The sequence below is a fragment of the Antarctobacter aquimaris genome (assembly GCF_900184945.1).
GTDB lineage: Bacteria > Pseudomonadota > Alphaproteobacteria > Rhodobacterales > Rhodobacteraceae > Maliponia > Maliponia aquimaris.
This window is the reverse complement of the sequence record NZ_FXYF01000002.1, coordinates 80,824-92,833: the sequence shown is the minus strand read 5'-3', so window position 1 is coordinate 92,833 and position 12,010 is coordinate 80,824. Positions and strand designations below refer to the sequence as shown.

8 protein-coding genes are annotated in these 12,010 nt (G+C 67.0%); 3 read left to right on the top strand and 5 right to left on the bottom strand.

Going from position 1 to position 12,010, the window contains the following annotated elements; all coding sequences use genetic code 11:
- Positions 1-141 precede the first annotated feature (141 nt).
- Entirely contained in the window at positions 142-435 is a 294-nt protein-coding gene (locus MAA8898_RS25685; RefSeq protein ID WP_141194783.1) for a hypothetical protein, read from the bottom strand.
- A gap of 144 nt (positions 436-579) precedes the next feature.
- Here MAA8898_RS25685 and MAA8898_RS26655 point away from each other — a divergent pair, with 144 nt between their 5' ends.
- Together MAA8898_RS26655 and MAA8898_RS03200 are read left to right on the top strand one after the other, a co-directional pair.
- Positions 580-3,543 (top strand): Hint domain-containing protein, encoded by a 2,964-nt coding sequence (locus tag MAA8898_RS26655; protein ID WP_094019547.1) that lies wholly within the window; start codon positions 580-582, stop codon positions 3,541-3,543.
- A 206-nt stretch (positions 3,544-3,749) separates the two neighbouring features.
- Positions 3,750-4,136 (top strand): response regulator, encoded by a 387-nt coding sequence (locus tag MAA8898_RS03200; RefSeq protein ID WP_094019546.1) that lies wholly within the window; start codon positions 3,750-3,752, stop codon positions 4,134-4,136.
- 29 nt (positions 4,137-4,165) lie between these two features.
- Here the strand turns inward: MAA8898_RS03200 and MAA8898_RS03195 are convergent, their stop codons facing one another.
- On the bottom strand, positions 4,166-4,780 hold the full coding sequence (locus MAA8898_RS03195) for a nucleotidyltransferase family protein (RefSeq protein WP_094019545.1): 615 nt from the start codon (positions 4,778-4,780) through the stop codon (positions 4,166-4,168).
- Between the two features lie 121 nt (positions 4,781-4,901).
- Positions 4,902-7,307, bottom strand: coding sequence for a GcvT family protein (locus tag MAA8898_RS03190; protein WP_094019544.1), 2,406 nt, complete (start codon positions 7,305-7,307; stop codon positions 4,902-4,904).
- 154 nt (positions 7,308-7,461) lie between these two features.
- Here MAA8898_RS03190 and MAA8898_RS03185 point away from each other — a divergent pair, with 154 nt between their 5' ends.
- Positions 7,462-9,882 (top strand): GcvT family protein, encoded by a 2,421-nt coding sequence (locus MAA8898_RS03185; RefSeq protein ID WP_094019543.1) that lies wholly within the window; start codon positions 7,462-7,464, stop codon positions 9,880-9,882.
- A 3-nt stretch (positions 9,883-9,885) separates the two neighbouring features.
- Here MAA8898_RS03185 and MAA8898_RS03180 read toward each other — a convergent pair whose 3' ends face one another.
- Together MAA8898_RS03180 and MAA8898_RS03175 are read right to left on the bottom strand one after the other, a co-directional pair.
- Positions 9,886-11,259: a coiled-coil domain-containing protein gene (locus tag MAA8898_RS03180; RefSeq protein ID WP_094019542.1), complete on the bottom strand. Its 1,374-nt coding sequence runs from the start codon at positions 11,257-11,259 to the stop codon at positions 9,886-9,888.
- Complete coding sequence (locus MAA8898_RS03175) at positions 11,259-11,891, bottom strand: hypothetical protein (RefSeq protein WP_141194782.1); 633 nt, start codon at positions 11,889-11,891, stop codon at positions 11,259-11,261. Before MAA8898_RS03175 ends, MAA8898_RS03180 begins: the two co-directional genes overlap by 1 nt.
- Positions 11,892-12,010: the final 119 nt, after the last annotated feature.

Below are 12,010 nucleotides of genomic sequence, written 5' to 3'. Positions count from 1 at the left end.
GGACAGTTCCTGCCACAATGCCCCCGGGCGCGGGCCGGCCAATCTGGGCAACCGTTGGGGGCGGGATTGTTGCCCGATCCGGAACAGTGTCGTGGGTCATCTTGCCGCGATTGCCTCTGGTGGGGCCCACGCGGCGAAAACCTACCAGATGTAGCAGGAGAGTGTTTCCGGATCGCGCCGAATGGACAGCTGCGGGCTGCCGGACTGTGCCACAATTCGTGGTAAATCCGGCGTTAACATGGCAGCCGGTGACGCGTTTATGCCATTTTCTCCTTCCCGGACGAATGGCTTCAAAGTATTAATTTCTGCAAGCCCATCTGGGGGGTGAAGACTGCTGGCCACGGGGGCGGCCGCTGAACAGCTCGTATCCATTGAGATGCGAAGTGAAGCGAGGACGGAGAATCCGTCCATGCCGCGATGGAGTTCTTCGTTCACGCAAGCCGTGGGCAAGAGGCGACGCGAACACTTCGCAATTCGACAGGCATGCCGGGCACGCGGATGAACGGGCAGTGCTGCGCGCATTGTCGGCGCGCAAGCGCAGGGGCATGCCCCTGATATTGGAGTGAAAGAGGGTCGAACATGGCTGATCTGGTATTGAATTGGGGTGCACTGGGTCCGTTCGGATCGACCTTGGTGGACGGAAACGGCGGCGTTTCCGCCACGGTGGACACCGGCGGCGTGGCCGTCGACATTTCCTACGACGCATTGGCGGCCGGGGCTTCGGCGTTTACCTTCAACGCACCGGGGTACGTGGCGCCGGGTGAACCCTTTCCGTCGAACTCCTTCCTGAAGCTGTTCGACGACGGCGAGGCCGCACCTTCCGACACCTCGGTTGCGACCTTCGACTTCCGCTCGACCGACTCCTCGCTCTACACCGACAGCGTGCAGAACGTGTCCTTCCGCATCAACGACATCGACACCGGCGCCGGCGGCGACCTGTTCGAGGCCGGCGGCGGCTTTGAGGACATCGTCCGCGTTGTCGCACTGGACGCGGGCGGCAATCCGGTGCCGGTCACCCTGACGCTCGGGTCGGCCGTGACGAACACCGCGGGCAACCTGACCGGCTCGGCCGAGACCGGATTCGAGGATGCGACCACCTCGGTCCTGGTCGAGATCGCGGGTCCGGTGTCCAGCATCCGGATCGAACACGCCAACGGTGGCGTCAGCCAGCAGGGCGTGATCATTTCCGACGTCGCGTTCTCGACCGTCGACGTCGAGGACGGCAGCCCGGACGCGGTGGACGACGCTGTCTCCACCACTGTCGGCACGCCGGTCACGCTTGACCCGACCAGCAACGACACGGACCCGGATGGCGACCCGCTGACCGTGACCGGCATCACCCCGGCGACCAACGGCACCGCCATGCTGAACGGCGACGGCACCGTGACCTACACCCCCAATGCCGGTTTCACCGGCACCGACACGATCACCTACACGATCACCGACGGCACCTCGACGGATACGGCGACGATCACCTTTACGGTGACGCCGCCCGCCAACATCCCGCCGACCGCCTTCGACGACAGCGCCACCACCGACGAAGACACAACCGTCACGATCGTGCCGCTGGCCAACGATGACGACCCGGACGGCGACAACGCGCTGCTGACCGTGGGCAGCATCACCGACCCGTCCAACGGCACCGCCGTCCTGAACGGCGACGGCACCGTCAGCTACACGCCGAACCCCGGTTTCATCGGCACCGACACCTTTACCTACCAGCTGGTCGACCCCGACGGCGGCAGCGACACCGGCGTGATCACCGTCACCGTGACCGAGGACGACGGCGTTCCGCGCATCGACACCGACGTGTTTCCGGTCGATCCTTCGTTGCAGGGGCTGGACCCGCTGGACGGGCTTGACGAGGATCCCGATCCGCTGGACGACCTCGACGACATCACCGGCACCAGCGGGGCCGACACCATCGAGACCGGCGACGACGCCGACACCATCCGCGCCGGCGGCGGCGACGACGTGGTGCGGCCGGGCATCGACAATGACCTGGTTTACCTGGGCGGCGGCAACGACACCGTGTTTGACGTGCAGGGCGCCGACACGATCTATGGCGGCTCGGGCGACGACAGCATCATCGCCGGCACCGACACCTTCTCGGACTACGAAGGCGACGATCCGGCCTTTGCGCCCGGCACCGTCCTGAACGGTCTCGGCTTTACCCGCGACCCGAACCAGGAGGACGGCCGCGATTATGTCGAGGGCAACCTGGGCAACGACTACATCGCCACGGGCGATGACCGTGACACCATCGACGGCGGCGGCGACAACGACACGCTGGACGGCGGCATCGACGACGACCTCATCATGGGCGGCCAGGGCGATGACCTGCTGATCGGCGGGCACGGCTCGGACACGCTGGACGGCGGGCAGGGCAACGACACGCTCGACGGCTCCAACGTTGCGGCGCTGGAACTGACCGACGACATCGACCCCAACACCGAAAACGACCGCGACCTGCTCCAGGGCTTCCTTGGCAACGACCTGCTGATCGGTGGCGACGACGACGACACGCTGATGGGCGGATCGGGTAACGACACGCTGGACGGCGGCATCGACGATGACCTCCTGATGGGTGGCGGCGACGATGACGTGCTGATGGGCGGGCAGGGCAACGACACCCTGAACGGCGGCGCCGGCATGGACAGCATCATGGGCGGGTCCGACCGCGACGTGATCATCGTCGACAGCGCGGCGCATGGGATCGGCGACACCGTCGACGGCGGTTCGGGCGGTTTCGTCGATCAGGCAAACCCCGAGGATCCGCCGAACCAGGACTACGACATCCTCGACCTGTCCGGAGTCGGCGCGCAGGACGTCGACTGGCGCATCGTCAACACGGTGACCGACAGCAACGGCAACGGCATCGACGGCACCATCGAGTTCCTGAACGCCGCGGGCGACGTGACCGGCACGATGGATTTCTTCGAAATCGAGGAAATCGTGCCCTGCTTTACCCCCGGCACGCTGATCGCCACCCCCGGAGGCGAACGGCTGGTCGAGGATCTCAAGGTCGGCGACCGGGTGATCACCCGCGACAACGGCATCCAGGAGATCAAGTGGGTCGGCCGCAAGGACCTGACCGGCTTTGACCTGGCGCGCAAGCCGCACTTCAAGCCGATCCTGATCCAGCAGGGCGCGCTGGGGAACAACCTCCCCGAGCATGACATGCTGGTGTCGCCGAACCACCGCGTGCTGGTGGCCAACGACAAGACCGCGCTCTACTTCGAAGAGCGCGAAGTCCTGGTCGCGGCCAAGCACCTGGTCGGGCTCGACGGTGTGGACGAGGTCGAGGTCAACGGCGTGGCCTACATCCACGTGATGTTCGACAGCCATGAGGTGATCCTGTCGAACGGCGCCTGGACCGAAAGCTTCCAGCCCGGCGACTACAGCCTCAAGGGCATCGGCAACGCGCAGCGGCAGGAAATCCTCGAGTTGTTCCCCGAGCTTGAGCACGCCGAAGGGATCAAGGCCTATGCCTCGGCCCGCCGCTCGCTGAAAAAGCACGAGGCGGCGCTGCTCACGAACTGAGCGCCTTGCCGGAACGGAATATGCAGCCCCGTTCCGGCGCAAAGACCCTTGCGCCCGGACCGGAGACAACGGAAACGGGGCGGCCCCATGGTCGCCCCGTTTTCATGTTTTTCGTGAATGGGTTACGACTTGAGGCAAATGCGCAGCTTTACCTTTTGGTAAGCCTGCGGTGCCAGTGTGCAGGCGAAACTGCTTGGGGTGCGTGCATGTCACGGGACAATGTCTGCCTGATCGTCGATGACGTGGAATTCGACCGCCGCATGATGCGGCGTGTCCTTGCCAGGACCTGTCCAGACATGCCGCTGGTGGTGGCCCGCACCCTGACCGAGGCGCGCGCCCGGCTGGCCGAGCGCAACGTCAGTATCCTGTTTCTCGACAACGCCTTGCCGGATGGCATGGGGATCGACCTGCTGGCCGAGATGACCGCAGACAGCCGGATGTGCCGCATTCCTGTTGTGCTGGTCAGCGATTTTCCCTCGCCCTTCATGTACGCCAAGGCACAGGCCGCCCAGGTCTGCGAGGTCTGGTCGAAACGCGAATTCGTGGGCGCGTCCGTCCGCCGGATCGTGCAGAAACACGCCTGCCTGCATTAGGCGGGCGTCTCGCGGCCGGATGGCGGTGGTCAGCCGGTCAGGCAGGCCTGCTGCGTTTCGCGCCAGGCGCTCCAGGCTTCGGGGGTGTCCAGATCGGTCAGCGCGCGGCGGCCCGGAAGCGGCACAAACCGCACGCGGTGGGCGTTGTCCCGCAGGATGTCGCGCGCGCCCTTGTCTCCGGTGAGAGTCTGAAGCGACATGAAACAATCCCTGGGGAACAGCACCGGATGACCCGGCGTGCCGTCCTCGGCGGTGGCCTGTTGCAACATCGGGATCGGCATGGCGGAAAACCCGTCGATCAGCCTGCGGATGTCCGCGGTTTCGATCTCGGGCATGTCGGCGGGCAGGATCAGCAGCGCCTTGATGTCCCGCGGCAAGTGACCGACGCCGCGCCGGATAGACGAGGACATGCCCTGATCGGCGTCGGGCACCTCGATCACCTGCACCGGCAGACCGGCCAGCACAGCGGCGCGGGGATGGTCATGGGCCGGCAGGGTGACGGCCACATGGGCCCCGGTCGCCATGGCGCGCTGCGCCTGGCGGCGCAACAGCGGCGTGCCGTCGACCTCCTCGACCAGTTTGTCACGTCCGCGCATCCGGGAAGAGGCGCCTGCGGCGGGGATGAGAATCGCAATATCCAGCATGGCGCAGACGATAGCACAGGTTGCGCAACCTTGTGTCATTTCTTGCTCCGGATGCGCAACTTTACGCACAGCATTTGCTGTATCCAGCAAGATGCTGCGGCGCGTCATTGCGGGTGCCGCATCACCCCCGCATCCGCGCGCCGTCGCCGTCGAACAGCGGTTCGGTGATCAGGGTCGCGCGCCGCCTCTGGCCCAGGATCTCGATCTCCGCTTCCAGGCCGGACAGAGCTTTATCATGGGGAATCAAGGCCATGGCGACAGATGTTCCGGTGAAATGCGCGAAACCGCCCGAGGTGCAGAAGCCTTCGACCTTGCCGTCGATCCAGACCGGCTCATAGGCCTGAACATCGGCATCCTCGGCCTCGACCTTGAAAACCGCCAGCGTCCGTTTCGGCGGTGCGGCACGTTCCGCCAGCGCCGCCTCGCGGCCGATGAACTCCGCCTTGTCCCAGGAAATGAAGCGGTCCAGCCCGGTTTCGGCGGAGGTATAGTCCGGCGAGAACTCGCGCCCCCAGGAGCCAAAGAACTTGTCCAGCCGCAGGCTCATCATCGCGCGCATGCCAAAAGGTTTCATGCCCAGCGGTTCGCCGGCGGCCCAGAGCACCGACCACAGCTGCCGCTGCGCCATCGGATCGCAGAAGATCTCGTATCCGAGGTCACCGGTGTAAGAGACCCGCTGCACCAGGCAATCTGTCATGCCCACGGTCATCCGCGCCACGTCCATGAAGCGCATCGCCGCCACATCGGCCCGCGTGCAGGCCTGGAGGATCTCGCGCGCCTTCGGCCCGGCGATCTGGAAGCCGGTGGAGGTATCGCTGATATTCTCGATGGTTACGCCAGGCTCTGCATGTTGCAGGAACCAGCGCATGTGCCAGGCCTGCGCGCCGTAGGAGGCGGTCAGGCGGAACTCGGTCTCGCTCAGGCAGCTGACGGTGAAATCGCCGATGATCCGCGCCGAAGGCGCGAGCATCGGGTTCAGCGCCAGCCGCCCGGGTTTCGGGATCCGCCCGGCCATGATCCGGTCCAGCCAGGCGCGCGCGTTCGGGCCGCTGACCCGGTACTTGCCGAAGTTGTGCACCTCGTTGATGCCGGCGACCTGGCGCACGGTCATGACCTCGCGCCGCGTCGCCTCGAAAGCGTTGGAGCGGCGGAAGGAGGGCGTTTCGTAGCGCGGTTCGCCCTCTTCGGCGAAGTAGTTGATCACCTCCAGCCCGTATTGCTGGCCCCAGACCGCGCCCATGCGGTCAAAGATGTCATACATCGGCGTTGTGCGGTTGGGCCGCGCGGCGGGCTTTTCCTCGTTCGGGTAGCTGACGGAGAACCGCGTCTGGTAGTTCTCGATCACCTTGGGCAGGGTGTAGCCGGGCGAGGTCCAGTCGCCAAAGCGGGCCACGTCCAGCGCGCGCGGGTCGCGTTCGCATTCGCCGTGCACCATCCACTGCGCCAGCATCAGGCCGACGCCGCCGCCCTGGCTGAACCCGGCCATGACGCCGCAGGCCGACCAGTAGCCGCGCATCCCCGGGATCGGCCCGACCAGCGGGTTGCCGTCCGGGGCAAAGGTGAAGGGGCCGTGGATGACGGACTTGATCCCCGCACGCTCCAGTACCGGGAAACGTTTGTAAGCGAATTCAATGCTGTGCTCGATCTTGTCAAAGTCGTCGGGAAGCAGTTCGTGGCCGAAATCCCAAGGCGTGCCGTTGACCGCCCAGGGCCGGCAGAACTGTTCGTAAAAGCCGATGCAGAGGCCGCGCCCCTCCTGCCGCAGGTAGCTTTCGCCGGCCGGGTCCATGACGTGGGGGTGTTCGGTGTCACGCTCGTAGATCTCGGGGGTTTCCTCTGTCACCAGGTACTGATGTTCCATCGGGTGCAGCGGCAGGTAGACGCCCGCCAGGGCGCCGACCTCGCGCGCCCAGAGGCCGCCGGCGTTGACGACGTGTTCGGTGTGGATGGTGCCCTTGTCCGTCACCACGTCCCAGGTGCCATCGGGGCGAGGGTTGGTCTCCAACACCTTGGTATGCAGGTGGATTTGTGCCCCGCCCATGCGCGCGGCCTTGGCGTAGGCGTGGGTCGTTCCCGAGGGGTCGAGGTGCCCGTCGAGCGGATCGTACAGCGCGCCGAGGATGCCGTCGGTGTTGACGATCGGCGCCATCTTGCGGATTTCCTCGGGGCCGACGATCTCGGTCTCCAGCCCCATGTAGCGATGCTTGGCCCGCTCGGCCAGCAGCATGTCAAAGCGGTCCTTGTTGTCGGCCAGGGTGATGCCGCCGACATGGTGCAGCCCGCAGGACATGCCGGTCAGCTCTTCCAGCTCGCGGTAGAGGCGGATGGTGTAGCCCTGAAGGGCGGCCATGTTGGTGTCGCCGTTCAGCGTGTGGAACCCGCCCGCCGCGTGCCAGGTGGAGCCGGAGGTCAGCTCTGACCGTTCCAGTAGCATCACGTCCGACCAGCCCAGTTTCGTCAGGTGGTAGAGGACCGAAGCGCCGACGACGCCGCCTCCGATCACGACAACGCGGGTGGTGGATTTCATGGCTGGCGCTCCCTGCGCGACGGGGTGATTTTTGCGTATTTGAAAAGAGAACAAGCCCGCATGACTTGCACCACGGCGACGCGACGTGTCGGGAACGGGCAATTCGGCGTCACGGCCGCGGTGCAGGCTGGAGGTCAATTCTGCGGAGGACCCCATGCGGAGCCATGCACAGGCCGTCGTCATCGGCGGCGGCGTCATCGGATGTTCGATTCTCTACCACCTGGCCAAGCTCGGCTGGACCGAGGTTGTCCTGCTGGAGCGCGACGAGCTGACCTCCGGGTCGACCTGGCATGCGGCGGCGAACATCCACGGGCTGCATGACAGCACCAACATCTCACGCCTGCAACACTACACCATGCGGCTTTACAAGGAGCTGGAGGCCGAGACGGGGCAAAGCTGCGGGGTGTTCCAGCCCGGAAGCCTGTACCTGGCGCAGACCCAGAACCGCGAGCACCAGCTGCGGCTACAGGCGGCCAAGGCCAAGCTTTACGGCATGAACTTTCACGAGGTCAGCCGGGATGAGGCCGAACGCCTGCACCCGCTGGTGGATTTCGACGGCATCCGCTGCATCATGTACGAGCCCGACGGCGGCAACGTCGATCCCTCCGGCGTGACGGCGGCCTACGCGGCAGGGGCGCGGGCGCGCGGGGCGGAGATCCACCGCTTTACCCCCGTCACCGCGACCGAACGGCAGGCGGACGGGTCGTGGATCGTGCGCACTCCCAAGGGCGACATCGCCACGCCCTGGATGGTCAACGCCGCCGGGCTCTGGGGCCGCGAGGTGGCGGCACTGGCGGGACTGACGCTGCCGCTGCAACCGACCGAGCACCAGTATTTCGTGACCGAGACGATTGCCCAGATCGCCGCCATGACCCGCCGCCTGCCGTCGGTCGCGGACCGCGACGGCGAGTATTACCTGCGCCAGGAGGGCAAGGGCCTGCTGATCGGCGCCTACGAGCGCGACGTGCGGCTCTGGGCCGAGGGCGGCACGCCGCTCGACTTTGCGCATGAGTTGTTCGCCGATGACCTGGAGCGGATCGAAGCCAACATGCTGCGCGCCATCGACCGGGTGCCGGTGGTCGGCACGGCGGGGATCAAGCGGGTGATCAACGGGCCGATGATCTGGTCGCCCGACGCCAACGTGCTGATGGGGCCGGTGCCGGAACTGCCGGGTTATTTCTGCTGCAACGGGATCATCCCCGGCTTTTCGCAGTCGGGCGGCATGGGGCTGATGGCGGCGCAGTGGATCGTCGAGGGCGAGATGATGTACGACATGTTCCCCTGGGACATGGCGCGGTTTGGCGCCTGGGCGGATTCCCGGTTCACCAAGGCGCGGGTGAGGAACCAGTACGCGCACCGCTTTTCCATCCATTTCCCGGGAGAGGAGCGCGAGGCCGGCCGCCCCGTCCGCACACGCCCCGTCTATCAGACGCAACAGGCGATGGGGGCAAAGTTCGGCCTCAACTACGGCTGGGAGCATCCCGCCTATTTCGACGCCGAGACGCCCGACACCGCCGGGTTCACCCGCCAGGGCTGGTGGCACAGCGTGGGGCGCGAGGCGCGGGCGCTGCGCGACAGCGGCGGGATCATCGACATCTCGAACTTTGCCAAGTACCGCGTGACCGGGCCGGGAGCAGAGGCCTGGCTGAACGCGGTCTTTGCCAACCGGATGCCGCGTGTCGTGGGCCGCTCCTGTCTGACGCCCTTGATCGGCAAGCGGGGCGGGATCGCCGGGGATTTCACCGTCACGCGGCTGGGTGATGAGGAATTCTGGGTGATCGGTTCGGGCATGGCCGAGCGTTACCATGCGCGGTTCTTCCGGCAGGTGCCGCTGCCCGAAGGCACAACGTTCGAGTCGATGACCGAGGCGATGTGCGGCTTCAACGTCGCCGGGCCGAAATCGCGCGAGGTGTTGCAGCGGCTGACCAATGCCGCGCTGGCGACGGCGGAGTTTCCGTTCATGGCGTCACGCTGGATCGACCTGGCGGGGGTGCGGGTGCTGGCGCTCCGCGTATCCTTTACCGGTGACCTGGGGTGGGAGCTGCATTGCGCGGCACAGGACCAGGCGCGGCTCTACGCGGCGCTGCTGGCCGAGGGGCAGGGCATGGGCATCGGCCCGGTGGGCAGCCGGGCGCTGATGTGCCTGCGCCTCGAAAAGGGCTATGGCTCGTGGAGCCGCGAGTATTCGCCCGAGTACTGGCCGCAGGAGGTGGGTCTGGCGCGGCTGTGCAAGCTGGACAAGGAATTCCTCAACAAGGACGCGCTGCTCAAGGTGATCGACCTGCCGGCGCGCGAGACGATAGTGATCCTGGCGCTGGACGAGGACGCGGTCATCGCCTCGGGTGCCGATGCCACCGGGGGCGAGCCGATCTTTCGCGGCGGGCAGGGCGTGGGGCGCGTCAGTTCGGGTGGCTACGGCTACTCGGTCGGCCGCAGCCTTGCGCTGGGTTTCGTCAAGGCGGGCATGGCCGAGCCGGGCGACCGGGTGCAGGTCATGGTGCTGGGCCGCCCGCACGGGGCCGAGATCCTGGCCGCGCCGCCGTTTGACCCGGAGGGGGTGCGCCTGCGGGCCTGAGCGTCACTGCATCGGCGGCCAGCCGATCGCCCGGCGCTGATCGGCGCATTGGTCGGTGCAGGGCATCCGGCAGTTGCGCGCCTGCCCGTCATGGGTGATGAAATCGCAGCGGCCCAGGGTGCCGTCCGGTTCGCAGAACGCTGCCACCTCTGTCCCGTCATCGCCGTAAAGGTGATATTCGCGGATCGCGCTGGCGGAATGATAGCGGCAGTCCGCGCCCGCCTGCCGCGATCCGCGCGTGTTGTGGATGTTGTCGAGGTGGTGCCCGCCGTCGAGGCTGAAATAGGCCGCGATGCCGGTTTCCTTGCCGTCCTCGTAGCGGACCTGCGCCTGTATCGGGCCGTCGTCGCCGGGGAAATAGGCGCAGGACAGGTAGCTGTCCCGGGCATCAGCGGGAATGCGGTGGGTGCGGCTGGCGGGGTCCGGGTTGCGCGGCGGGCAATTGGTGGCCGTGCCGTCCGCCGCCACGGGGCGCTGCCCGTCCGCGTTGCCCCCCAGGCGGCGTTCAAGCTGAGCGATGTCGGCGTCGAGCGTGGCCAGGTTGGCCCGCGCCTGGCGTTTCAGGCTTTCGGACTGCGCGAGGAGGGTCCGCGCGATGGCCGCGATCTCGCTGCGGAAGGTCTCGCTGTCGACGTCGGTCGAGGTGCCGGTCACGAAATAGGTGCCCATCACCTCCTGGATCAGCTCTTGCTTGGTCAGGACAAGCGGCCAGCCGGTGCCGTCCAGGTCGGGCAGCAGGAAGGTCTCCCCGTCGCTCAGCAGTCCCGACTGCCGCCTGCGGCTGTCGCGCAGGCGCTCCAGTTCGGCCTGCAACGCGGCGGTTTCGGCCTTGCGGCTGGCCGCCAGCCGGGGTTTCAGCGCCGCCAGCTCGTCAAAAAGCTGGTTGCGCCAGTCGTCGAGGTCGGCGATGCCCCGGGTCAGCGCCTGTTCGCGGTCGCGCCGCGCGTTGTAGGCGCGCAGCAGGTCCGCCATGGTGGTGCAGGGCGGGTCGCATTCTTCGATCCGCTGCCCGTCCAGCCGCTCCAGCCGGGCACGCTCGGCCAGCAGCGCGCGCATCTTGTCGTTCAGGTCGCGCGAGTTCTGATTGAACACGCCCATTCGCCGCAGCGCCTCGATTTCCGCCTGGTCGCGGCGGATCGCCGCCTCGTTGATGACCCAGGCGTTGATCCAGTCGTTGCGCGCCTGGCGGAGAAACTCGCGGACCGCGAAAAGCTCGACGTTGCGTTCCCCCATGAGGGCCTTGGCATCGTCGAGGTTCGCGCGGATCTGGCTGACCTGGCGTTCAAGCTCGGCCGCCGTCTCGGCCCGTGTGCCTGACGTGGAAAGGATCAGCAGCGCCAACGCCGCGCCGATCCCGAAAAGCATCCAGACCCGCATCAGCCGCCCTCCCGTGCAAAGGCGCAGACCGTCACCGGCTCGAGAAAGCGCAGGGTCAGGGCGCCGGTTTCGGCCTCGCGCGCCAGGATCAGCGTCAGCGGCCAGCCGCCCTCGGGGACCGGGGCGGTGCTGGCGGGCGGAGTGACCTGCGCGGCGTATTGCCGGGCAAAGCTGAAAAAGGCGCCGTCCTGAAGCGGATGCGGCGCACCCTGCCAGGGCTTGTCGGGCTGTGCTGCGATGCGGGTCACGACCTGCCTGCCGCTGCGCGCGTTCCGCCGCTGGAAAGTGCCCGCGTAGCCGCCGTCGGTGGCGGTCAGGTCAAGGTATTGCCCGGCGCACTGCGCGCCGACCCCGGTCCAGCGACCGGCCAGCGCGGTTTCGGCAAAGGGCAGGACGGGCGGCGCGGGCAGCAGCGGCGAGTCGGCGGCGGATTCGGCCTGCCACGGCGGCGCGCCGCGCAGCCTGTCCGTCAGGCCGGGATCGACCGGGGCAGGGACCGTGCGCTCCGGCGTATCGCCGGTGCCGCCGCGCAGCAGGTCGTTGATGTCCAGCCCCTGCGCCTGTGCGCTAGACGGGCCAAGTGCGGCACTCAGCACCGCCAGCCGCATTGCTCCGATCCAACCTCGTCTCACGGTTCCCCCCATCGCGGGCCGGGCGCGTCTCCTGATCCTCGATGACAGACAGGGTAGCAGGCAGGGGCGTCGCGGCCTTGAGACAGATCAAGGCAGGAGGAGGTGGTTCAGGACCGCGC

What these genes read in the sequence shown, in the direction of transcription:
- MAA8898_RS03190 (WP_094019544.1), bottom strand. Translation starts at nt 7,307, where the DNA reads ATGAAATCCACCACCCGCGTTGTCGTGATCGGAGGCGGCGTCGTCGGC.
- MAA8898_RS03180 (WP_094019542.1), bottom strand. Translation starts at nt 11,259, where the DNA reads ATGCGGGTCTGGATGCTTTTCGGGATCGGCGCGGCGTTGGCGCTGCTG.
- MAA8898_RS03185 (WP_094019543.1), top strand. Translation starts at nt 7,462, where the DNA reads ATGCGGAGCCATGCACAGGCCGTCGTCATCGGCGGCGGCGTCATCGGA.
- MAA8898_RS03200 (WP_094019546.1), top strand. Translation starts at nt 3,750, where the DNA reads ATGTCACGGGACAATGTCTGCCTGATCGTCGATGACGTGGAATTCGAC.
- MAA8898_RS26655 (WP_094019547.1), top strand. Translation starts at nt 580, where the DNA reads ATGGCTGATCTGGTATTGAATTGGGGTGCACTGGGTCCGTTCGGATCG.
- MAA8898_RS03195 (WP_094019545.1), bottom strand. Translation starts at nt 4,780, where the DNA reads ATGCTGGATATTGCGATTCTCATCCCCGCCGCAGGCGCCTCTTCCCGG.